Consider the following 23442-nt stretch of genomic DNA (forward strand, 5'->3'; position numbering starts at 1 on the left):
ATACCTTTTTCGCATTACCTTAGGCTCGATTACATGAGTGCTCCGCCACTAAATGCCGATGCACGGGCTTGCCGGCGCAGGTACATCGGATGCCTTGAAGATTGTATCAAGCAGGTGTTCTTTGACTTCCGGCCAAGGCGTACGAGCATCGACGGCTTTCAGCAACCAGGCGGCAACATTGACCGGGTCGTTCGCGTACTGGTGATTGCCTGTACGGGAAAAATCCAACAACCAGCCAGGATAAACATCAAGCTCGCCGTGATGAAGTTCTCCGTTTGGCTTTGCGACCTGATCCGCGTAGTTATAAGTTTTCGTCAGGACTGCATAGGACTGGCCATTCACTTTCTCTTCGATGCGACAAGTATGGGCGGGGGAAAAAGAATCCTGCAGCACATGAAAAATGCTTCCAAGGGCGACGTCCGGAACCATTTTCGTGCGACGCGCATCGTCCATCCCCACTCTCGCAAACAAGGTGCGAATCGTCGTGTGCTTGTTATCCGACAAGCAATAGTTATCGCCGATGGAGGGCAGGCCCAACCGCGCCTCCGTTGCCGGGGTCAATGGCGTGTCATAGGGCGTTTCAAGCGTCGCCACGCCGTAGGCAAACTCAATCCATTGAAGAGCTTTTTCACGCACATCGAGAAGGCTGGAAGGCGCGTCGGCGGTTTTTTCGCCATCTGACATAAAGTGCAAATGTTGCAATCGCCCGTAGTGGCTATTCCATGTGAGGCTGTTATTCCTGGCAATACTTTTACAGGCAGGGGATCCGCCGGGATAGGTTTCTTGTTGCGGCGTGGAAAAGAACTTACCGAATGTAAGTGCACCGTTGAACAGATCTGTCCATTCCCCCCACAACAGCATGAGCGGATCATCATTCCACCACGAACCGTAAATGAGGTCGGAAGTAATATGGGGTCGTGAACCACCCACGCTCCAGTTCGACATTGGCTCCTTTCTATAGTTAAGCTTTTTCTCCACAGGGACTTGTCGATACTGATAAATAGCGAAACGGGTCAGATGCTCATGCACTGCCAGGCCGGTTTTGCTTGGGACCAGATGACATTGGTTATAACCATTGATTGGTAGCTGGCCCAGAACGCCGGGAGCGTAAGTCAAAACGCGCAAACAAGGGCTGATCTTGAAAGCCCAAGACGCGGTGGGTGCCAGAGTGATTACAAACAGCGCAGCAAGAAATATCGCTTTGTTGGGTGACGAGCTCATATTTATCTCCCTGATCGAGCCAATCATTAATTCCACTGCTATCGTCACTGAGATTAGCTGGTGCGAAAAAAAACGTTGCTCTTTTAAAGCATGCTTTATTCCCTGAGCAAGACAAATGGATCAGATGACTAGAGGACGGTCGACATGCAAAGAAACCTCGCACTTTTTGCAGCGGTGTTTTCACTGACCGGTTGTGCAGCACCTGACGCATTGTTTGTCGGTACTTACACGCGACTAGGCATCGACGCCTCTCAAAGTGGCGCCGGGGGCGGCATAGGATTCAAGAATGTAGCGATAACAGTTGCCCCGACAAAGACAACGGGTGAGGCTTACGACATTCTTGGGACGACGGATGTCGATCTTGCATTCGATAAACTTGCGTTGGTCGAGACAGTCGCGACTGGAGAGGCAGCTGTGTGCGCCAGCGGAAAAAGTACGGTTGCAGATCTCGCAAAAAAACTGGAAAAAACCGAACGCAAGTCACGTGGGCCTCTTATATTTCTCGCCGATACGTCCTGGTCGCTCATTGAAGTCAGTATGGGCGAAGCCGCGGGCCCCGGAATCTCGTTCGGTTATCGGCGAACGGTGGGTGTTCGCATGCCGATCAAGAACGAGAATATCGGCTCCGTTTATGCGTCAGTTTCCATCAGCACACTCGACACCGATCATGCCAACACTGCCAAAAAGACTGAGGTGGACGGAATACGCAGCGTCTACACGTTCGCGACCGGTGCTGCATCAGTGAAAATGGCACAGAGGTATGCAACAGACATCGCAGGCAATCCGCTGCAATCCGGATGTCAGAATTGAAGTTTCAGACAATCTTTTTAGGCTTGATATGCCTGGCCAGCGGTTGCTCTGTGACTTATATCAACGCAGATGGCGCGACCCGCAGGATCGGTCTTTTATCGATCACTGAAAGTCCAGGCCCCTGCTCTCTGATGCGCCGGGTAACTACGGCGGGAGTGAACATAGACACAACTCGCTCAACCGGCGGATTTAATCTGGGTTATAAATCGGTCACAACCATACAACCTCCACGCGAAGGCAGCGTGTCGTTCGCGATAGGAAAGGATGACCAACTCGCATTTTATGAGCGAAATGACCCAGGCTCTACTAACAGACATATAGCCTGCCAGACCGTCGATCAATGATTTCTAGCGTTCAGAACATCCACCCTTTCGTGCGCGCTCATGCACTCGGGGCCTCTTCTCAAGGTAAAAAGCCCGGTTGATCCAACCGGGCTTTTTTACAGGTAGTGCGCTAACAACCTGCATTCAGACTGCACGGCGTTCGAGCAAGCGATCTGAACCACCTTCAGCCAGCCGATTGTCTTGCAGGTGATCGGAACCGTCGGAAGCGACGGCATCGCTGAACAGTGGATCGGTTTCGGTGGCGGCAACTGCGTCACTGAACAGCGGGTCTGTTTCAGTCGCGGCAAAAGCATTCAGTGCGAAGAGCGAGAAAGCGATACCGAGAAGTGTCTGGCGTTTCATGGTGGTGTGCTCCGATTGCAGTGGTTGGGAATGGAGCCGATCTTACGCCGCGCCACTGATATGAGAACTTCATTGAGTTAATGGTTGTTATTGACGCGATCAATGATTGATGGGGTCCGGCTGCCCTCGCGATACCTGACTGAATCCAGCCCTTGACCTGACCAGCGCTGATACCTGAAGCCATCGACGAATCGCCCTACAGGTCAGCGTAAGTAGCCATTTGAATGGCAAAATTGAGGTTGCAGGACTGAACAAAGGTTCACACCACCAACGCACGTCAGTGTAGCCAGTGAAGCAAAAAACCTCGGCCATGGCAGCTGAACTATTTGGTCACTGGAAGAAACCTCAGGCAGGGAAACCCGGTTTTCATGCGCAGTTGCTGAATGGGCTGCACGCTTTCCTCGTCGCCGACTTTTTTCACGACACCGACCCCGCAGTACTGCTGGTCGTATTTGAAGACGGGAATGAGGCCTGGCTTGGTCTCACTCCAGAAGCCGGATTTGACGATGTACGTCGCGCCGGCCTGTGGCGTAAAGGAAAACGGTATCCGGCACACGCTGCCACCGACGACATTGCTGTACGTCAGAACAAGCTCTTTGTCTGCGGCCACTTTTGATTCGATGAAGTCACCGTTATAGGGCAGTGGTGTGAATCCGGCGTAGCAGGTTTTTTCGCTGAAGGTGATGGCGTCCAGTGTGGTGCCGCGTTCAGATTTCAAGCGCACGGTCGCAGAAGGCTCATCCGCGCGCGGGAACTCATACTGTTTGCCCATGAACAACGACGTGCATCCATTCAGCGCAAAACTTGCGACCAGCAATACACCCCAGCCAGACCTGTGAAATCCGTACATCAACTGCTCCCTGATATTTTCCCGACCGCCTGCAGATGTTCAAGCGCCGGACGTTTTTCGATTGTTGCTCTAGGGTCTGACTCGGCCGAATACGCAAAAACCTTAACGCCAACGTCCGGTTGCCCTCGATCCATGCCGCATCGGGCGGCGGCCCGGACCTGGGCTCAAGCATCGAAACGGGCTATTTGCACCTGGCCAACACCACCTGACAGGTGTCGGGCGTGCCGCCTGACCGCGCGGCGTATCGCGCGCAGTTGTTCATCGACTTTTGTCGCGCCATGTTCAGGCTGGAACCCCAGGCGAGGCCGCCTTCGCCGACTGTCGGCAATGCTTTGGCGTAGCAGCTGTCGCCGACGCCTGAGGGTGGGTAGTGTTTGCGGTTTGAACAGCCTGCCGACAGCGTCAGGCTGAAAGTAATCAGGATGAGCGTGAGGCACAGCGAGCATCGGTATTTGAATGTGCCGATCATCGCTTTTCACCTGCTGTTCGAAAGGACTGACGTGTAGAGTCTAGCCGCATGCCCCTGTCCACTTGCACAAATCTTCTAAACACCGAGCGCCACTGCGCGCTATTTTAGCGGGCCATACCGTTGAACGTTGAACCGTGATGTCTGGAGCCTGCCGTGGATAAACGCAGCTGGATCGAACTGTCCCAGGATGGCGATACCGGGATCGAATCGATTCGCGCGCATTTTCAGGGGCATGCCTACGATCCGCATTGGCATGACAGCTTTCTGGTCGGCGTGACCGAGCAAGGTGTGCAGCAGTTCAATTGCCGCCGCGTGCGCCACCGCAGCACGCCGGGCAATGTGTTTTTGCTCGAGCCGGGTGAAATCCATGATGGGCAAGCGCCCACCGAGGAAGGCTTCACCTATTCGATGCTTTACCTCGACCCGCATTGGCTTGAGCGGGAAATGCACGCGCTGTTCGAAGACGCACCGTCCGACAGCCAACCCGGTTTTGCCGATACGCTGAGCCAGGACCCGCGTCTGGCCACAGCGATCAATCAAGCCTTCCATGCGCTGCATGACGGTGACCTGCGCATGGTCCGCCAGACCGCCATCGACCATCTGCTCGGCTCGCTCACTCGCCATCTCGCCTGGCGCAAGCGTCAGGACTTCGATCCACGTCTACCGTGGGTGGCGCAAGTGGCGCGCGATTATCTGCACGCGCATACCTATGAAGACATCGGTCTGGACGACCTCGCCCGCGTCTGCGGCGTCGATCGCTTTCGTCTGAGCCGTGCATTCAAGACAGCCTTTGGTCTGGCGCCGCATGCTTACTTGATCCAGTTGCGCCTGGCCAAGGCGCGGCAGTTGCTGGCACGCGGAGAAACACCGGCACAAGTCGCCAGCGTGCTCGGTTTTGCCGATCAGAGTCACCTCGGTCGCTGGTTCCGCCGAGCCTATCAACTCACCCCCGCCGACTACCGCAAGCGCTGCTCAAACCTTCCAGACTGAGACCTGGGGACTGGCGATCATGCTTCCCTGTCATCACTTTCAGGGATTTTTGCACCATGGCCTCATTACTGCCCTTCCTGCTGTTCGCTTTCGTTGCATCGATCACCCCGGGACCGACCAATATTCTGGTGTTGAGCCACAGTTCGCGCCAGGGACTGCTCGCCACGCTGCCGATCATTTTCGGCGCCTGCGCGGCAGCGGCGCTGATTGTGCTGGTGGTCGGCCTCGGCGCCGGTGAAACGCTGTTGCGCTATCCGCGTATACAACACGCCATGGCCTGGGTTGGGGTGCTCTGGTTGAGTTGGCTGGCCTGGCAGATCTTTCGCAGCGCGCCACCGTCGCTGGATCCGGCGGATGCACAGGGTAAAGGTTTCAGTGTGTTCGGCGCCGCCATGCTGCAACTGGTCAATCCCAAGGTGTGGATGATGGCGGTGGCCGTGGTCAGCGTGTTTCTCGGTGGTGGCGACAAGACCTTGCGATTGCTGGTGCTGTCGCTGGCATTTCTGTTGATGTCGTTGCCGTGCATGACGTTCTGGGCGCTGCTGGGTGTGGGCAGTGCGCGCTTGCTCGGCTCGCCAAAGGCGTTCAGGCGCATGAATACCGCACTCGCGCTGCTGTTGCTGCTCTCGGCATGGCTGACGGTGTTGGCCTAATGCCCGGTCGCCTGCCGATACTGGCGTGGCGTGAACCCGGTCGAAGCCTTGAACTGGCGGGTGAACGCGCTGTGATCGGTGTAGCCGCATTGCAGCGCCACGTCGGTGATTGGCAGGTCTGCGTGCAATAAACGATGCGCGTGCTCCAGGCGTACTTTCTGGATCATCTGCCGTGGCGTCAGGTGGAATACGCGTTTGCAGTAGCGCTCCAGTTGCGCCACGGAAATACCGGCGATCCGGGTCAGCTCACCCAGAGTGACCCGACGATTGAAATTCGCGCGGATGTGCTCGTCGACCGCCGCCAGGCGCTCGAAAGCCGGATGCGTTTCGCTGGCCGATTGCAGATCCACCGAAATCCCCGCCAAGCCAATGATCACCCCGTCACGGTTGTACAGCGGCTGCTTGTGGGTCAGGCACCAGCCCGGTTCGCGACTGCCGTACAGATGCAGTTCGAGCTGATCTTCCAGCACAAACCCTTCCTCCAGCACTTTGCGATCCTGCTCGGTGTAGCCCGGGCCCAATTGCGCCGGGAACACTTGCGCACTGGTTTTGCCGAGCAACGGGCGCAAGTCTTTCAAGCCGCAACGCTGCACCAGCGTACGGTTGGCCAGTACGTATCGGGCCTGCACGTCCTTGATGAAAATCGCCGCGTTGGGGATCACGTCGAGCATCGGCAACAGCAGCGCCGCACCGGCCAATAACTCCTCCAGCGTCTGCGGACGATGGCCGCCAACGTCTTGGGACAGGATCGAAAACGCTTGCTGCATTGCGGATTCCTCTTCAAACGTGGATCGGCCAAGTGCCCGCCCTGCGGCATGCGCGTGCAGATTGCAGGATCAATGAAGGCCTGTCGAGGGCCGCGATTAATCTGCGCCATTGTGCTGATTTCGTCATCCAACCCGCCGCAAAACATCAATCGCCATGCCGTCGATGGGTTCAAAGTCTGGCCGTCCCAGTGACACAACTGCCTATCCAATAACTCACAAGAAGGCGATGCCATGTCCGGCCAAGGCAAGTTCAAAAAACAGCTTTCACTGATCGACCTCACATTTATCGGGCTCGGTGCGATCTTCGGCTCCGGCTGGTTGTTCGCGGCCAGTCACGTGTCCGCGATTGCCGGGCCGGCGGGGATTTTCTCCTGGTTGCTGGGCGGCTTCGCCGTGTTGTTGCTGGGCATCGTTTACTGCGAACTGGGCGCGGCCTTACCGCGTGCCGGCGGCGTGGTGCGTTACCCGGTTTACTCCCACGGGCCGCTGCTCGGTTACCTGATGGGCTTCATCACCCTGATCGCGTTTTCCAGTCTGGTGGCGATCGAAGTGGTTGCCTCGCGCCAATACGCGGCGGCATGGTTTCCCGAGCTGACCCAAACGAGCAGCGGCAACCCGACGATCCTCGGCTGGATGGTGCAGTTCGGCCTGCTCTGCGTGTTTTTCCTGCTCAACTACCGCAGCGTGAAGACCTTCGCCAAGGCCAACAATCTGGTCAGCGTATTCAAGTTCATCGTGCCGCTGCTGGTGATCGGCGTGCTGTTCACCTTCTTCAAACCGGCCAACTTCCAGGTCCAGGGTTTTGCGCCGTTTGGCTTGTCCGGTATCGAAATGGCCGTGTCGGCGGGCGGTGTGATTTTCGCCTATCTGGGGCTGACGCCGATCATCTCGGTGGCCAGTGAAGTGAAGAATCCGCAGCGCACCATTCCCATCGCGTTGATTCTCTCGGTGCTGCTGTCGACGCTGATTTATGTGCTGCTGCAAATGGCCTTTCTCGGCAGCATCCCCACCGAAATGCTCGCCAATGGCTGGGCCGGGATCAGCAAAGAGTTTTCCCTGCCGTACCGCGATATTGCGCTGGCGCTGGGTGTGGGTTGGCTGGCCTATCTGGTGGTCGCCGACGCGGTGATCTCACCGAGCGGCTGCGGCAACATCTACATGAACGCCACGCCGCGGGTGATCTACGGTTGGGCGCAAACCGGGACGTTCTTCAAGGTTTTCACCCACATCGATGAAAAGTCCGGGATCCCGCGCCCGGCGCTGTGGCTGACGTTCGCCCTGTCGGTGTTCTGGACCCTGCCGTTCCCGTCCTGGGAAGCGCTGATCAACGTGGTCTCCGCCGCATTGGTGTTGAGCTACGCCGTGGCCCCCGTGTCGGTGGCCGCGCTGCGCCGCAATGCGCCGAACATGCCGCGCCCGTTTCGGGTCAAGTGCATGGGCGTGCTCGGCCCGGTGTCGTTCATCATCGCCGCGCTGATCGTCTACTGGTCGGGCTGGAACACGGTGTCGTGGCTGCTCGGCCTGCAAATCCTGATGTTCGTGGTGTATCTGTTGTGCGGCCGTTTCGTGCCGACCGCTCACCTCAATCTGGCCCGCCAGGTGCGCTCCTCGGCGTGGCTGATCGCCTTCTACGCGGTGACCATTGTGCTGTCCAAACTCGGCACGTTTGGTGGCCTCGGCATCCTAGCTCACCCGTTCGACACAATCGTCGTCGCCGCTTGCGCCACCGGCATTTATTACTGGGGCGCCGCGACCGGCGTACCGGCGCATCTGCTGCGTCTTGAAGACGACGACGAAGAAAGCGAAGTCGCCGCCCCCGCTTCTACCGTGTCCGCGCGCCCTGCCGGCGCCTATTGAAATCCTCCAACGGGACTTATTCATGAAACGAGTACACGTCATCGATTCACACACCGGCGGTGAACCGACGCGCCTGGTGATGACCGGCTTCCCCGATCTGCCCGGCAACACCATGGTGGAAAAACGCGATGCGCTACGCACTCAGCATGATCAATGGCGCCGCGCCTGCCTGCTGGAACCGCGCGGCAACGATGTGCTGGTCGGCGCGCTGTATTGCCAGCCGGTTTCGCCGGACGCCACCTGCGGGGTGATTTTCTTCAACAACGCCGGCTATCTGGGCATGTGCGGCCACGGCACCATCGGCCTGATCAATTCATTGCAGTACCTGGGAAAAATCCAACCGGGCGAACACAAGATCGACACGCCCGTCGGCCCGGTCAGCGCCAGGTTGCATGAGGACGGTTCGGTGACATTGGGCAACGTGCCCGCCTACCGCCACCGCAAACAGGTGCCGGTGGATGTACCGGGTTACGGCCGCGTGCTGGGCGATATCGCCTACGGCGGCAACTGGTTTTTCCTCGTTTCCGAACACGGCCAGACGCTGACGATGGACAACGTCGAACACCTCACCGCCTACACCTGGGCCATGCTCAAGGCCCTCGAAGATCAAGGTATTTACGGCGAGGACGGCGCGGTGATCGATCACATCGAACTGTTCGCCGATGACGCCAACGCCGACAGCCGCAACTTCGTCATGTGCCCGGGCAAAGCCTACGACCGCTCACCGTGCGGCACCGGCACCAGCGCCAAACTCGCCTGCCTTGCCGCCGACGACAAGCTGCAACCCGGTGCGACCTGGGTGCAGGCGAGCATTACCGGCAGCCAGTTCGAAGGCCACTTCGAATGGGACGGCGAACGAGTCCGCCCGTTCATCACGGGCCGCGCCTACATGACCGCCGACAGCACCTTGCTGATCGACGAAGCAGACCCGTTCGCGTGGGGCATCTGAGCCACCGCGCAGACTGTTCACCTCGATTTGAATGATGTGCCAAGGAGTTAAAACAATGAGCGACAACATCTTCACCGGTTGCATGCCGGCCCTGATGACCCCGTGCACCGCCCAGCGCCAACCGGACTTCGATGCCTTGGTGGCCAAGGGTCGCGAACTGATCGACATCGGCATGAGCGCCGTGGTTTATTGCGGCTCGATGGGCGACTGGCCGCTGCTGACCGAAGCCGAACGTCAGGAAGGCGTGGCGCGTCTGGTCGCTGCCGGGATTCCAACGATTGTCGGCACCGGAGCGGTGAATTCTCGTGAGGCAGTTGCCCATGCCGCGCACGCGGCGAAAGTTGGCGCGCAGGGTTTGATGGTGATTCCGCGCGTACTGTCTCGTGGTGCTTCGGCCACCGCGCAAAAAGCGCACTTCGCGGCGATTCTGCAAGCGGCGCCGAACCTGCCGGCAGTAATCTACAACAGCCCTTACTACGGCTTCGCGACCCGTGCCGATCTGTTCTTCGAACTGCGCCGCGAGTACCCGAACCTGATCGGTTTCAAGGAATTTGGCGGTGCTGCCGACCTGCGTTACGCCGCCGAAAATATCACCTCCAAGGACGATGACGTGACCCTGATGGTCGGTGTCGACACGCAAGTGGTGCACGGTTTCGTCAACTGCAACGCCACCGGCGCGATCACCGGTATCGGCAATGCCCTGCCGCGCGAGGTGTTGCAACTGGTAGCGCTGAGCAAGCTGGCGGCCAAGGGTGACGCCAAGGCTCGTCGTCAGGCGCGGGAACTGGAATCGGCGTTGGCGGTGCTGTCATCGTTCGATGAAGGCTGTGACCTGGTGCTGTATTACAAGCACTTGATGGTGCTCAACGGTGACAAGGAATACACCCTGCACTTCAACGAGACCGATGCGTTGAGTGACTCGCAGCGTCGTTATGCCGAGAAGCAATATTCGCTGTTCCGTCATTGGTACGAGAACTGGTCGGCGGAACAGAACTTCGCCTGACACGCCCTCGCCTGCCGCGAAACCCGCGGCAGGCACTTCTCATTTTTATCAGGAAGACACCATGACTCTGACGGGCCACATGCTGATCGGGCAGCACACAGTTGCGGGCTCTCGCGCCGCCATTCGCGGGATCAACCCGGCCACGGAGCAAGTGCTGGAACCGGCTTACGCCGGTGGGTCGGCCGAGCATGTCGAACAGGCCTGTGCGCTGGCCTGGGCAGCGTTCGATGACTATCGCGAGACACCTCTGAATGTCCGCGCCGAATTTCTCGAAAGCATTGCCGAGGAAATCGAAGCCCTCGGCGATGAGCTGATTGACCGCGCGCACGCCGAAACCGGTCTGCCACGTCCGCGCTTACTGGGTGAACGCGGGCGTACTTGCCAACAATTGAGGATGTTCGCGCGCACCGTCCGCGCCGGTGAATGGCTGGACGTGCGCATCGATCCCGCGCAGCCGCAACGCCAGCCGTTGCCGCGTTCCGATCTGCGTCAACGGCAGATTGCGTTGGGGCCGGTAGCGGTGTTTGGCGCGAGTAACTTTCCGCTGGCGTTCTCGGTGGCGGGCGGTGACACCGCCTCAGCATTGGCCGCCGGTTGCCCGGTGATCGTCAAGGCGCACAGCGCGCATCCCGGCACCAGCGAACTGATCGGTCGCGCGGTTGCTCGGGCGGTAAAAAACTCTGGCTTGCCGGAGGGCGTGTTCTCGTTGCTGTACGGTTCCGGCCGCGAAGTGGGCATTGCACTGGTCACAGATCCACGGATCAAAGCGGTAGGTTTCACCGGTTCGCGCAGCGGCGGTCTGGCGCTGATGCAAGCGGCGCAAGCGCGGCCCGAGCCGATTCCGGTGTACGCGGAAATGAGTTCGATCAACCCGGTGCTGCTGTTTCCAGCGGCGCTGGACAATCGCACGCAGGCGCTGGCTGAAGGGTTTGTGGCGTCGCTGACACTGGGCGCGGGCCAGTTCTGTACTAATCCGGGACTGGTCATTGCCGTGAAAGGACCGACGTTGGACCGGTTCATCAGCGCCACCACCGAACTTATTCAACGCAGTCCAGCGCAGACGATGCTGACACCGGGCATTTTCAGCGCTTACGAATCTGCCGTGAATGCACTGGCGGAGAATGCCGCAGCACGCCACAGCGGTGTGGGTCAGAACGGCAGCGGCCCGAACCAATGTCAGGCGCACCTGTTCGTCACCGAGGCCGCCGACTTTCTCACCGATCACAGTTTGCAAGCCGAAGCGTTCGGCGCGGCTGCGCTGATCGTGCAATGCAGCAGTGAGGCAGAAATCCGTCAGCTCTGCGAACACCTGGAAGGCCAGTTGACCGCCACGTTGCACCTGGATGACCAAGACCTTGAACAGGCGCGCGCATTGCTGCCAACCCTGGAACGCAAGGCCGGCCGCCTGCTGATCAACGGCTGGCCAACCGGGGTCGAGGTGTGTGACGCGATGGTCCATGGCGGGCCTTTCCCGGCCACGTCCGACGCACGCGCAACATCAGTCGGTACAGCGGCGATCCTGCGTTTCCTGCGCCCGGTCTGCTATCAGGACTTCCCCGACAGCTTGCTGCCTGACGCATTGAAACAAGGCAATCCGCTGCAATTACGCCGTCTGCTCGATGGGCAAAGGGAAGCGCAGCGCCATGGCGAATAACGTCTCCCACGACATTGCTGTGATCGGCGCCGGCATCATCGGCGTCGCCTGCGCACTGCGTCTGGCTCGCCAGGGTTTGCGCGTGGTGGTGATCGATCAGCAGCCACCCGGCCACGGTGCCTCGTTCGGCAACGCCGGGCATCTGGCCACCGAGCAAGTCTTTCCGATTGCCGACGCGTCCATCCTCAAGCGCCTGCCCGCCATGCTGATGGACCCGATGGGGCCGTTGCGGCTGGACTGGCAATACCTGCCGCGCGCCTTGCCGTGGTTCACCCGGTTGTTGCTGAATCTGCGCCCGGCGCCGTTTCAGAACACCGTGGCAGGTTTGCGTGCGCTCAATGAAAGCAGTCTGCAGGCTTGGCAGCGCTTGCTCGCCGACATCCAGCGACCGGATCTGCTCAAAGTCGATGGCTCGCTGCTGGTGTTCGAACGCCCCGAATCGCGTCAGGCAATCCAGGCATTACAGGCTCGCCTGCATCAGCAGCAAGTGCCGGTCGATTATTGGCAGTCCGGCGCCATACGCGAAACTGCGCCGCAACTCAGCGAACAGATTCAGGGCGGCTTGTTCTTCCCGGGCACCGGGCACTTCATCGACCCGTATCGCGTGGTGTGTGAATTGGTCGAAGCGGCCAAGGCCAGCGGCGTGAGCTTCGTACAGCAACAGGTTCAGGGTGGCTATGTGCAAGAGCACGGGGTGACGCTGACCACCGGCAATGGCGGTCTGACTGCAAGCCGCGTGCTGATCGCCTGCGGTGCGCACTCAGCGAAACTCACCGCCGCCCTCACCGGCAAAAAAGTACCGCTGGACACCGAGCGCGGTTATCACCTGATGCTGCCTCAGGAACACGATCGCTTGCCCTTCCCCGTCACCTCACTGGAACGCAAGTTCATCATGACGCCGATGTCCGAAGGGCTGCGCCTGGCCGGCACCGTCGAGTTCGCCGGACTGGAAAAACCGCCGAGCATGGAACGCGCGTGGCAGTTGCATCAATTGAGTCAGGGCTTGTTTCGCAAGGATCTGAGCGCTGAGGCGGCGACGCCGTGGATGGGTTTTCGACCATCGTTGCCGGATTCGTTGCCGGTGATTGATCAGGTCTGTGAGGGCAAGGTGTTGCTTGCGTTCGGGCATCAGCATCTGGGGCTGACGCAGGCGGCGGTGACGGCGGAGATGGTGGTGCGGATGGCTTTGCCAGAGGCGGCAAGCCATGCCGGTGATTTACCGGTCACGGCCCCCTACATGCTGGCTCGCTTCTAAAGTCTCTTTGAGACCTGGTAAGAAGGCATACATCGATTACTACTGTCCGTCAGAACGATCGCTCTACGCACATCCAAGGCTTGGCATCATCAACGTTCTCAACGCAAACAAAGCCCCGCTTCTGGCACTCCCCCACAACTGCAGTACGGAGTGCGAACGTCCAGCGCAATGAGTTTGTTGCCATGAGCGCTGCAGCCTGCATGACAAGAAGACCGATCGTTGGTGCTGTGGATTTGCCAACCACTTAACAATGCTTCCATCTCGGCGTCATCGGATGGGACGTTGTTATAGCACTCAGGGTAAGTGGAACGAACCATTCTGCCGCCAAATCGCGCTTGTGGTGTAGAAAATTCAGTAATGTTCCCCCCATGATGGGGGGCAACAATGCCGGTCAATTTACGTCTATGACTGACATGTATAGAAGGATAGTCGGCGTCTCCCGTCAGCAAAACTTTCTCAGGGCGATCCTCCCGCTTTGCCAAGAGAACCAGAGACTCATTATTCCTCAGATAAGCTGGAGAGGAGACAGACCCCGGAGTCGAACTGCAACGCACGATTGAGTAGTGAGTGAAATCCTTTCGACCACTTCTTGCGGGCCAAAACTTGAGCGCACAATTGCCATCCGAAAGTGTGGTATTAGCCAAAGTCATCACAAAATGAATATGGCTCGGCCCCAGTTTATGTCGGTGAAATCGTGGTCGTCGCATCAGCCAGGGCCGGCGCAAGACGTCGTCTTTGTAGGTGACAACGGAGCGCCAATATCCTCGTTGCGAGTCATAGCGAGCTTGACCTGACAAGTAAGCGTAACCCCAATGATCCCAATCCAAGTGAGATAGAATGACGGGCTGAGGATCGCTAGGCCTGAGTGCGGGTGTCAATGGATCGAAGGGGCCGGGCAACCGATAAGATTTTTTGTTGAACGAGAGCGGCCAGCCCAGATCGAAGAACACGACAGGATGCTCATACGAGTCGACAAGGGCTGTCAGGTTGGCTTGACCCACATCGTAGATGGCGACACCGCACAGGTCTTGCGCTGCGTCGAATAGCTGCAGATCCGCGTCACCTGCATCGGCGATGGAAGCGAACTCAGCGAGCGTCGCGAGCCCGCAAAGAGTTCGTTTGAATACTGAGGTGGACTTCACTTTAACCCAGAATGTTCTCCGCCCCCCTTCTTCATCGTCACCAAGCGATATTGACGTTGCCTCAAAAACATCGTCTCCACCAACGTTTTCGGTTCCGATAGATAGCTCAATCCAACTGGAGTCATCCGATAGCTTTTTTGCCTGTTGCGGATTGAGATTGGCTGTCAACATGAAAATGGGGAGGACGTTATCCAAATCCTCGGTAGGCCCGTCAAATTTCAGTGACTTGAGCGCTTTGGCTGCTGACTTGGGTATCGCATCAATCACGATGGTCGACAGTTTGCCGAAGTTTTCATCATCACTAACCGCTAACTCAATAGAAGCGTAGTAATCGACCCAGGGGGTTGGGCTGTTTTCGGGGCCTTTCATAATCAAGTTTCATCCTTGAAATTTTCTGGCGCGAGCCGTCGATGTTAGAAAATGCACTGTCGATTCTTCAGCAACTCCAACAAGCGTTGAAGATATTCGGAGAACCCACACAGCGATATCATTAAGACATCAACACAATAGCTCTGACGGCCCGCTTTAACAAACGGCAGGTTCGCCAAGAAGCGAGTGGGAGCGAAGCCTGCTCAGGCATTAATTCTTTTACAACAGCCTGATACCCATCTATTCGTAAAACGCCTCGACCGCCACCCGACTCCCGACAAAAAAACTATCCGCCACCAAACGCAGCGGCTGCACATCCAGATCACTGGCCTTATCGCCAATCAATTGCTGAAAATGCCGATAAACCGCCGCGTATTCGCCTTCCTCCGACACCGACTGGCGCACGCCGTCGATGCTCAACAGCGCACCGCCGTTATCCAGGCGCAGAACACCCTCGGCGCAACGCACCTCGATACTCCACAGCTCATCATGGCCATGGTCGAAGTCGAACTCCGCACGCACATCGAGTTGATGCGCATCAGCCATTTTGATCGACGCAGCAATCGGCGACTGGCAGTTGCTCGGCACGCGCAGTTCAGCGAATTCGACAAACAGCGGCAGCGCCAGCAGATGGGTGACGATCGACAAGGCATTGATGCCCGGATCAAATACGCCGAGGCCGCCGGGTTGCCAGATCCAGGTCTGCCCGGGGTGCCATTTGCGCACGTCTTCTTTCCAGTCGATCTGCACGCTTTGCAGCGTGCGGGTGGCGAGCCAGTCTCGCGCGATCTGGATGCCGGGCGCGTAGCGCGAATGCCAGGCGAACAAGGCACTGACGCCCTGCTCCGCAGCAAGATCCACCAGTGCCAACGCTTCGCCCAACGTGGCGCACGGCGGCTTTTCCACCAGCACATGCTTGCCAGCGGCGAGCGCTTCCTGCACCAGGGCAAAGCGTCCTTGCGGCGGCGTGCAGAAGGCAATCGCGTCAACTTGCGGGCCGTTTTCCAGCAGCTCGCTCAGCGAGCGGAAATTCTCGACACCGGGGCAAGGCTTGCCCTGGGTGGCGACAGACACCAACTGGAAGGCGCGATTGGCGTTGATCGCCGGGACGTGTTGATCCTGGGCAATTTTGCCGTAGCCCACCAGACCGAGACGGATCGGTTGCATCAGTGACTCCTGTTTTTATTGTTGTCAGCGAGCCGGCAGATTAACCGTAAACAGCCTGAGCGTCTGTCACCGCAACGTCACAAGGCCTCGCAGGATCAGGCAAGGATTGCACAGGAATGCACTACAGCCCGGGCAGGCAAAACAGAAAGAATGTCCCCACGACCAACCGATTGAGGATGTTCCCATGCTCGTACATGCCTACGGCGCCCACGCTGGCGACAAACCCCTTGAGCCGATGCAGATCAACCGTCGCGCCCCTGCCGCCCATGATGTGCAGATCGATATCGCCTTCTGCGGCATCTGCCATTCGGACTTGCATCAAGTGCGTGCCGAGTGGGCTGGCACGCAGTTTCCTTGCGTACCGGGGCACGAAATTGTCGGTCGGGTTTCGGCGGTCGGCGCGCATGTCGCGGACTTCAAAGTCGGCGATCTGGTCGGCGTCGGCTGCATCGTCGACAGCTGCAAACATTGTGATGATTGCGAAACCGGCCTGGAAAACTACTGCGACGGCATGATCGGCACCTACAACTTCCCGACCCCGGACGCACCGGGCTGGACGCTGGGTGGCTACTCGCAAAACATCGTCGTGCACGAACGTTACGTCCTGCGTATTCGCCATCCCGAAGCGCAACTGGCCGCCGTCGCGCCGCTGCTGTGTGCCGGCATCACCACCTACTCGCCGCTGCGCCAGTGGAATGCCGGGCCGGGTAAAAAAGTCGGCGTGGTCGGCATCGGTGGCCTCGGCCACATGGGCATCAAACTCGCCCACGCCCTGGGTGCGCATGTCGTTGCGTTCACCACGTCTGAATCCAAACGTGAAGCGGCAAAAGCGTTGGGCGCCGATGAAGTGGTGGTGTCGCGCAACCCGGAAGAAATGGCTGCGCACACCAAGAGCTTCGACTTGATCCTCAACACCGTCGCCGCGCCGCACGATCTCGATGCATTTCTGGTGCTGCTCAAGCGGGATGGTGCGTTGACGCTGGTCGGGGCACCGGCCACCTCACACCCGTCGCCGAACGTGTTCAACCTGATCATGAAGCGCCGCACGATTGCCGGCTCGATGATCGGCGGCATCCCTGAAACCCAGGAAATGCTCGACTTCTGCGCCGAGCACGGCATCGTCTCCGACATCGAACTGATCCGCGCCGATCAGATCAACGACGCCTACGAGCGCATGCTCAAGGGCGATGTGAAATATCGTTTCGTGATCGACAACGCGACATTGGCTGAGTAAACCCTGGCTGCCCTGGCAGTTCTGCGCAAGCGGATCTGCCGGGCGCAAGCGGCGATTCTGTCGGTGGCATTTGACAGCGCCGGCATTGCTCGCCAGAGTCGCCCCCCTTTGCCAGCCAAAGATGCCGCAGCACAGGGGTTGCCGTTGAACGAACAGACATTGTCCATGCGCCTGGAGCGCGTGGCCGCACACATTCCGGCCGGCGCACGGCTGGCCGATATCGGCTCGGATCACGCTTATCTGCCCGTGGCGCTGATGCGTCGGGGGGTCATCGAGGCCGCAGTGGCTGGCGAAGTCGCATTGACGCCTTTTCACGCCGCGCAACGCACCGTGCGCGAGAACGATCTGCACAGCCGCATCACCGTGCGGCAGGCCAATGGTCTGGCGGCGATCAAGCCCGCCGATGCGATCACCGCGATCAGCATCTGCGGCATGGGTGGCGAAACCATCCGTGACATTCTCGACAGCGGCAAGGCGCAGCTGAGCGGCCGCGAACGGCTGATCCTGCAGCCCAATGGCGGCGAGCAACCCTTGCGCCAATGGTTGATGGATAACGACTACTGCATCCTCAGCGAAGAACTGCTGCGGGAAAACCGCTTTGATTACGAAATCATCGTCGCCGAACGTGTCGGCCCGGTGACGTATACGGCCCAGGAGCTGTACTTCGGGCCCTTGCAGATGCAGGCGCGCAGCCCGGCGTTTCTGCGCAAGTGGCAGCGCAAGCTGCAGTACAAGCAAAAAACCCTTGGCCAACTCGCCCAGGCCCGGCAAGCCTTGCCGGCAGACAAAGAACATGACCTTGCCCGAGAGGCGCAGTGGATCACTGAACTGCTGACCTGAATGGCTCGTGGCTGATAGGAATAGGCAACGCTGCAAGACGAACCGGCATAGGTCGCTGATTGTTCGCTCGCTACCATGACGCCACACCCAAGCACTGGAGTCGCTCATGAGCCGCACGAAAACCCTGTTCATCACTGGCGTCAGCAGTGGCTTCGGCCACGCGCTGGCTAAAGAAGCACTCGCAGCGGGCCATCGCGTGATCGGCACGGTGCGCAGTGAAGCCGACTTGCAGGCCTTTCAGGCGCTGTCGGTGGATAACGCGTATGGCGTGATTCTCGATGTCACCGACTTCGCCCGGATCGACAGCGTGGTCTTGGCGGTTGAAGCCACGCACGGCCCGGTCGATGTGTTGGTCAACAATGCCGGCTACGGCCACGAAGGCATCTTCGAAGAGTCGCCGCTGGAAGACATGCGCCGCCAGTTCGACGTCAACGTGTTCGGCGCGGTGGCGGTGACCAAGGCGTTTGTGCCGTTCTTCCGTCAGCGCCGCGCCGGGCACATTCTCAACATCACCTCGATGGGCGGCACAATCACCATGCCGGGCATCTCGTATTACTGCGCGAGCAAGTTTGCGCTCGAAGGCATCTCCGATACGCTGAGCAAAGAGCTGCAGCCTTTCAATATCTTCGTCACCGCCGTGGCCCCGGGCTCGTTTCGCACCGATTGGGCCGGTCGCTCGATGCAACGCACGGCGCGCAGCATTGCCGACTATGACGCCAGTTTCGATCCGATCCGCAAGGCACGGGAAGACAAGAGCGGCAAGCAGCTCGGTGACCCGCAGAAGGCCGCACAGGCCATGCTGCAGATTATCGACAGCCCCGCGCCGCCCGCGCATTTGCTGTTGGGCAGTGACGCGTTGCAACTGGTGCGCGACAAGCTCCAACACGTGGCCGCCGAAATCGATCAATGGGAAACGTTGACCCGCTCCACCGATCATTGAGGGAGGATTCAATGCAGCAGGCCGATTCGACGACCGCGCGCATGGTGCAGTTGCTGGAAACCCTCGCGCCGGTCGAGGGCTATAACCTCAGCGCCCTTGAGGATGTGCGTTTCCTGCGCTCGAATCGGCCGTTGACGCGCACGCCGGTGCTTTACGATCCCGGCATCGTGATCCTGTGTCAGGGCCGCAAGCGCGGTTATCTGGGTGAAGACATCTACGTCTATGACGCCCAGCATTATCTGGTGGTGTCCGTGCCGATTCCGTTCACCATGGAAACCAACGCCACGGCCACCGAGCCAATGCTCGCCATTTATATGCGCCTGGATTTGCAACTGGCCAGCGAGCTGATGCTGCAAGTCGACGACATCCACGGCGTCAGCGATGCGCCGCCCAAAGGCATGTACGCCTCACCGATGGACGACTCACTGCGCGACTCGACGTTGCGCTTTCTGCAAGCGATGAGCGTGGCCGGCGAGGCGCAGATTCTCGGGCCGGCGCTGGTGCGGGAAATCTATTACCGCATCCTCACCGGCGAGCAAGGTGGCTCGATGCGCGCTGCGCTCAATCGTCAGGGGCACTTCGGCAAGGTCAGCCGCGCGATCCGCAAGATCCACAGTTGTTATCAGCAACGTCTGGACGTCGAGCAACTGGCTCAGGAAGCGAGCATGAGCGTGCCGAGTTTTCACCTGCATTTTCGTAACGTCACCGACGCTTCGCCCATGCAATATCTGAAGTCGACGCGGCTGCACCAGGCGCGCCTGTTGATGTTGCGCCATGCCATGAGTGCGTCGGCTGCGGCGTTCAACGTCGGCTATGAAAGCGCCTCGCAATTCAGTCGCGAGTTCAAGCGTTTCTTCGGACGCACCCCGCAGGCCGAGATTGAATGGATGAAGGCCACGTATGCGCTGCCGGCGCCGGCAACGCCTTCACTCTATGTTTCGTCGCATTAGGCACTTCATCAAAACCCCCATACCGATCGCGCGGCGTGCTGTGGTAAACAGAGAGCGGAATGTCGGTTGATCCTCGGTGTAATCAAACATGAAGCGTCACTTTGATGACTTGCAATTGGGCAGTATCGAACTCTTTTGTCTCGCCGCTGAGGCCGGTAGTTTCACTGCCGCCGCCCAGCTTGCCGGGGTAACACCGGCAGCGGTGAGCCGCTCGATTCTGCGTCTGGAGAAGCGCCTCGGCTCGCGGCTGTTTGCCCGTACCACGCGCAGTATTCGCCTGACCGAGGCCGGCAAGAAATTCTTCGAACAGTGCAGCCAGGCCCTGGCGCAATTGGTCGAAGCGCAACAAGAAGTCATGGGCGCGCAAACCTCGCCCTCGGGACGCCTGCGCATCAGCCTGCCCACCACCTACGGCCATCACCGCATCCTGCCGCTGCTGCCAAGGTTTCGCGCGCTGTACCCGCACGTCACCGTCGACATCCACTTGGGCAATCGCAACATCGACTTTGTCGAGGAAGGCTACGACCTGGCGATCCGCGTCCGTGCCCAACCGGACTCGAGCATGATTGCCCGGTTGCTCGAGGACGCCAAACTGGTGGTGGTCGCCGCTCCCGAATATTTGCGCAAGGCCGGTACGCCGCAGACGCTGGAAGATCTGCTCGAGCACGAGTGCATCCAGTTCGAACTGCCCAGCAGCGGGCGGCGGATTTCCTGGTTGTTCCAGGAGGATGGCAAGGATCGAGAGGTGATTTGCGATGGCGGCTATTCTTGTTCCGACGATGTGCTGGGCGGTGTGACGCTGGCCAAGCATGCTGCGGGGCTGTTTCAGACTTACAAGTTCATCGTCGAAGAAGAGTTGGCCGACGGCCGTCTGGTCGAGGTGCTGCAGCCTTATCGTGGGCGCTCGCGGCCTTATACATTGCTGTACCCGCATGGTCGTCATGTGCCGCAGCGTGTGCGGGCGTTTGTGGATTTTCTGCTGGAATTTCGTGATGAGTGGGCGGCGCCGTAGCCACCTGCCAATTCAACTGGATGAACCGCTCAGCCGAGCAAAACCGTACGGTGAACGACTGCCGAGCGCCAGCTTACCTTTGCTGAGCGGTTAGCGCCGAGTAGCTGTTCTGTTGAACGTGCCGGAGGCATCGGGGTAGGTGCCGAAGCAGGCGCCCTCACCCTAGCCCTCTCCCCCAGGAGAGGGAACCGATTGGGGGATATTGGCGATGAACGCCGACGTGCAATAGCGCCGGTGAATCCATGACCGCCAAGCATTTTGGATGACTCCATAATCGTCGCGATCCATAGCCCAAGACACCTCGGTCGGCTCCCTCTCCCCCGGGAGAGGGCTGGGGTGAGGGGCCGCCGTTGCTGCGTCGAGTTCGGCTTACAAGGTGTAGGAAATCCCGACCTGCACGGTTCTTGGCGCGCCTGGATAGGCGTAAACGTTACCGAACGCGCCCTCTTCGTAATCGCGATCAAACAGGTTTTTCAGGTCAAGGTTGAGCCGCACCTTCTCGTTGACCTTATAGAAGCCGAGCAGGTCGACGACGGTGTAACTGCCCATCGAGAAAGCCGTGTTGGCGGTTTGTCCGGCGCGTTCGTCGACGTACTTGAGTCCGGTGCCCAGACCCAAGCCTTTTAGCGCTCCGTCCTGAAACTCGTAGACGTTAAGCAAGCTGAAGCTGTTTTGCGGAATGTTCATCAGCCGCGTGCCCGAGCGGATCACGTTGTCCTTGGTCACTTCGGCATCCACATAGGCGTAGCCGCCGATGACGCGCCATTCTGGCGTCAGGTTGCCGGCGACGTTCAGGTCGAAACCACGGCTGCGCACCTCCCCAGCGGCCACACTGAAGGTCGAGTCAACCGGGTCAGTGGTCAGCACATTGCGTTTTTCGATCTGGTAGATCGCGGCATCCACGCTCAACTGATGATCCAGCGCTTCCCACTTGATGCCCATTTCATACGACTTGCCTTTCTCCGGTGCGAAGCCTCCGCCCACGCGGCTCGCGCCGGTATTGGGCTTGAACGAGCGCGCGGTGTCGGCGTAGATCGCCAGGGTCTCGGTCAGGTCGTACGTCACGCCGAGGCGCGGGGTCACCGCGTTGTCGCTGGCCTGCCAGTTTTTGCCGCCCGGCACGTAGGTTTCATAGTCGTGTTCGAAACGCTCGAAACGTGCGCCGGCGAGGACCTTCAGGCGCTCGGTCAACGCGACCTGATCCTGCACGAACGCGGCATAGGTCTTGAGGTTTTCCTTGTCGTGGGTCGGCGTGCGCGTCAGTGCCGGACGCGGCTGACCGTAGACCGGATCGAAGATGTCGATCGGGTAGGCGCCAACCGCGCCGCTGGAGCGCTGAATGATCGACTTGTAGTCGTAGTCCTCGTACTCAATGCCGGTCAGCAAGGTGTGCTGCAAACTACCGGTGCTGAAATGCCCGGTCAGATTGAGCTGGGTGTCCTTGTCGGTCCACTCCAGTTTGCGGTAGTTGAAGTTGCGCCCCAGGGTTCGGCCGTCAGCGGCAATGCCGTTGGCCTCGATTGCGTTGCCTTCCAGCGAGCCGTCGAGCCACTGAAAACCTCCGCCCAGCGTCCAGTCATCATTGAGCAGATGTTCGAAACGCAGTTGCGCCATGTTGTTGTCGTTGTGCAATTTGCCGGCGTCTTTCTCGCCAAAGAACGTATCCCGCGAGGCGGTGCCAATCTGCTTGGCGTAACGCGTCACGCCGCGATCCAGCGGATGATTGTTACGCATGAAATCGCCCTCGAAGATCACCCGGGTGGCATCGCTGGCCTGCCAGGTCAGCACTGGCGTGACACCGTAGCGCTCGGTCTCGACGTGATCGCGGAAGGTATCGCCGCCCTCGCCCACCACGTTCAATCGATAGGCCAGGCGCCCCTCTTCGTCCAGTGGACCCGAAGCGTCCAGGGTGCCGCGTTTCATGCCTTGATCGTTCAACTGACTGCCTAACGTGACCGTGCGCTCGGCCAACGGCTGCTTGGAAACAACGTTGAACGTGCCGCCAGGATCGCCACGGCCGTAGAGCATCGTTGCCGGCCCGCGCAACACTTCCAGGCGCTCGATGGTGTTGGCGTCGGGCATGTTCGGGTAGCCGCGATTGATCGGGAAGCCGTTGCGGTAGAACTCGCCGGTGGTGAAGCCGCGCACGGTGAATGTGGTCAGCCCCTGCCCGCCGAAATTGTTCGCCCGGCCTACGCCACCGGCGTAATCGAGCGCGTCTTGCAACCGCGTGGCGCCGAGGTCTTCGACAGCATCTTTAGTGACCACGCTGATCGATTGCGGCGTTTCATGGATCGAGGTATCGGTACGGGTGGCACTGGCAGAACGCGTCGCGCGATAGCCCTGCACCGGGCCGTCGGCCCGTTCATAATCCGCGGTACCGACCACGTCGGTCGCCTCCAGCTCTAGCGCTGAAGAGCTCGAATCGGCGGGCTCGGCCCAAGAGGAAGAAGACAACGCTTGCAGCACACACACGGAAAGCAGGGTTCGACGCATGAAATGAAAACCTTGTGAATAGGCCAGAACGAAGGGTAAAACCGCCAGCAAAGCGAGGCGGATGGTATACCAAGCGCTCTGTTATTGAAACTTATTCCCATTCGCATGTTTGAACCGATCCAGTGCCG

General features: G+C 59.2%; 21 protein-coding genes. 13 read left to right on the top strand and 8 right to left on the bottom strand.

The window, feature by feature from the left end; genetic code table 11:
- Window positions 1-48 precede the first annotated feature (48 nt).
- Window positions 49-1221, bottom strand: coding sequence for a hypothetical protein (locus WA225_RS22680; protein WP_422609701.1), 1173 nt, complete (start codon window positions 1219-1221; stop codon window positions 49-51).
- A gap of 144 nt (window positions 1222-1365) precedes the next feature.
- Here WA225_RS22680 and WA225_RS22685 point away from each other — a divergent pair, with 144 nt between their 5' ends.
- Window positions 1366-2031, top strand: a complete 666-nt coding sequence (locus WA225_RS22685; protein WP_422609702.1) for a hypothetical protein — start codon at window positions 1366-1368, stop codon at window positions 2029-2031.
- Window positions 2032-2498: 467 nt separating this feature from the next.
- Here the strand turns inward: WA225_RS22685 and WA225_RS22690 are convergent, their stop codons facing one another.
- The 3 genes from WA225_RS22690 to WA225_RS22700 all read right to left on the bottom strand — a co-directional run bounded on the left by WA225_RS22690 (window position 2499) and on the right by WA225_RS22700 (window position 4036).
- On the bottom strand, window positions 2499-2717 hold the full coding sequence (locus WA225_RS22690) for a hypothetical protein (RefSeq protein ID WP_422609703.1): 219 nt from the start codon (window positions 2715-2717) through the stop codon (window positions 2499-2501).
- A 322-nt stretch (window positions 2718-3039) separates the two neighbouring features.
- On the bottom strand, window positions 3040-3567 hold the full coding sequence (locus WA225_RS22695) for a hypothetical protein (RefSeq protein WP_422609704.1): 528 nt from the start codon (window positions 3565-3567) through the stop codon (window positions 3040-3042).
- A gap of 181 nt (window positions 3568-3748) precedes the next feature.
- Window positions 3749-4036, bottom strand: coding sequence for a hypothetical protein (locus WA225_RS22700; RefSeq protein WP_422609705.1), 288 nt, complete (start codon window positions 4034-4036; stop codon window positions 3749-3751).
- Between the two features lie 153 nt (window positions 4037-4189).
- On the opposite strand from WA225_RS22700, the gene WA225_RS22705 reads away from it, so the two are divergent.
- Together WA225_RS22705 and WA225_RS22710 are read left to right on the top strand one after the other, a co-directional pair.
- Complete coding sequence (locus tag WA225_RS22705) at window positions 4190-5026, top strand: AraC family transcriptional regulator (protein ID WP_422609706.1); 837 nt, start codon at window positions 4190-4192, stop codon at window positions 5024-5026.
- Between the two features lie 56 nt (window positions 5027-5082).
- On the top strand, window positions 5083-5679 hold the full coding sequence (locus tag WA225_RS22710; RefSeq protein WP_422609707.1) for a LysE family translocator: 597 nt from the start codon (window positions 5083-5085) through the stop codon (window positions 5677-5679).
- On the opposite strand, the gene WA225_RS22715 is transcribed toward WA225_RS22710, so the two are convergent.
- On the bottom strand, window positions 5676-6446 hold the full coding sequence (locus tag WA225_RS22715; protein WP_422609708.1) for a helix-turn-helix domain-containing protein: 771 nt from the start codon (window positions 6444-6446) through the stop codon (window positions 5676-5678). The genes WA225_RS22710 and WA225_RS22715 overlap by 4 nt on opposite strands.
- Window positions 6447-6677: 231 nt before the next feature.
- Here WA225_RS22715 and WA225_RS22720 point away from each other — a divergent pair, with 231 nt between their 5' ends.
- From WA225_RS22720 to WA225_RS22740, 5 genes are all read left to right on the top strand, one after another.
- Entirely contained in the window at window positions 6678-8303 is a 1626-nt protein-coding gene (locus WA225_RS22720) for an APC family permease (protein ID WP_422609709.1), read from the top strand.
- 22 nt (window positions 8304-8325) lie between these two features.
- Window positions 8326-9252, top strand: coding sequence for a 4-hydroxyproline epimerase (locus tag WA225_RS22725; RefSeq protein WP_422609710.1), 927 nt, complete (start codon window positions 8326-8328; stop codon window positions 9250-9252).
- A 55-nt stretch (window positions 9253-9307) separates the two neighbouring features.
- Complete coding sequence (locus tag WA225_RS22730; protein ID WP_422609711.1) at window positions 9308-10255, top strand: dihydrodipicolinate synthase family protein; 948 nt, start codon at window positions 9308-9310, stop codon at window positions 10253-10255.
- Window positions 10256-10316: 61 nt separating this feature from the next.
- Window positions 10317-11909, top strand: a complete 1593-nt coding sequence (locus WA225_RS22735; RefSeq protein WP_422609712.1) for an aldehyde dehydrogenase (NADP(+)) — start codon at window positions 10317-10319, stop codon at window positions 11907-11909.
- The gene (locus WA225_RS22740; RefSeq protein ID WP_422609713.1) at window positions 11899-13164 is read left to right on the top strand and encodes an FAD-dependent oxidoreductase; all 1266 of its coding nucleotides are present in this window, start codon (window positions 11899-11901) and stop codon (window positions 13162-13164) included. The genes WA225_RS22735 and WA225_RS22740 overlap by 11 nt, the downstream gene beginning before the upstream one ends.
- Before the next feature lie 98 nt (window positions 13165-13262).
- Here the strand turns inward: WA225_RS22740 and WA225_RS22745 are convergent, their stop codons facing one another.
- Both WA225_RS22745 and WA225_RS22750 read right to left on the bottom strand, forming a co-directional pair.
- A complete protein-coding gene (locus tag WA225_RS22745) occupies window positions 13263-14675 on the bottom strand; it encodes a hypothetical protein (protein ID WP_422609714.1) in 1413 nt (470 codons plus the stop codon).
- Window positions 14676-14915: 240 nt separating this feature from the next.
- Entirely contained in the window at window positions 14916-15842 is a 927-nt protein-coding gene (locus WA225_RS22750) for a Gfo/Idh/MocA family protein (RefSeq protein ID WP_422609715.1), read from the bottom strand.
- A 184-nt stretch (window positions 15843-16026) separates the two neighbouring features.
- Between WA225_RS22750 and WA225_RS22755 the strand changes: the two genes are divergently transcribed.
- The 5 genes from WA225_RS22755 to WA225_RS22775 all read left to right on the top strand — a co-directional run bounded on the left by WA225_RS22755 (window position 16027) and on the right by WA225_RS22775 (window position 20818).
- The gene (locus WA225_RS22755; RefSeq protein ID WP_422609716.1) at window positions 16027-17076 is read left to right on the top strand and encodes an NAD(P)-dependent alcohol dehydrogenase; all 1050 of its coding nucleotides are present in this window, start codon (window positions 16027-16029) and stop codon (window positions 17074-17076) included.
- A 144-nt stretch (window positions 17077-17220) separates the two neighbouring features.
- Window positions 17221-17916 carry a tRNA (adenine(22)-N(1))-methyltransferase gene (locus WA225_RS22760; protein WP_422609717.1) on the top strand — a complete coding sequence of 232 codons (696 nt, stop codon included), beginning with the start codon at window positions 17221-17223 and terminating at the stop codon, window positions 17914-17916.
- Window positions 17917-18022: 106 nt separating this feature from the next.
- Window positions 18023-18856 carry an oxidoreductase gene (locus WA225_RS22765; protein ID WP_422609718.1) on the top strand — a complete coding sequence of 278 codons (834 nt, stop codon included), beginning with the start codon at window positions 18023-18025 and terminating at the stop codon, window positions 18854-18856.
- Window positions 18857-18867: 11 nt separating this feature from the next.
- A complete protein-coding gene (locus WA225_RS22770; RefSeq protein WP_422609719.1) occupies window positions 18868-19806 on the top strand; it encodes an AraC family transcriptional regulator N-terminal domain-containing protein in 939 nt (312 codons plus the stop codon).
- Window positions 19807-19894: 88 nt separating this feature from the next.
- Complete coding sequence (locus tag WA225_RS22775; RefSeq protein ID WP_422609720.1) at window positions 19895-20818, top strand: LysR family transcriptional regulator; 924 nt, start codon at window positions 19895-19897, stop codon at window positions 20816-20818.
- Between the two features lie 369 nt (window positions 20819-21187).
- Here WA225_RS22775 and WA225_RS22780 read toward each other — a convergent pair whose 3' ends face one another.
- On the bottom strand, window positions 21188-23314 hold the full coding sequence (locus WA225_RS22780; RefSeq protein WP_422609721.1) for a TonB-dependent siderophore receptor: 2127 nt from the start codon (window positions 23312-23314) through the stop codon (window positions 21188-21190).
- Window positions 23315-23442: the final 128 nt, after the last annotated feature.

The sequence above is a fragment of the Pseudomonas sp. genome, assembly GCF_049300855.1.
Lineage (GTDB): Bacteria > Pseudomonadota > Gammaproteobacteria > Pseudomonadales > Pseudomonadaceae > Aquipseudomonas.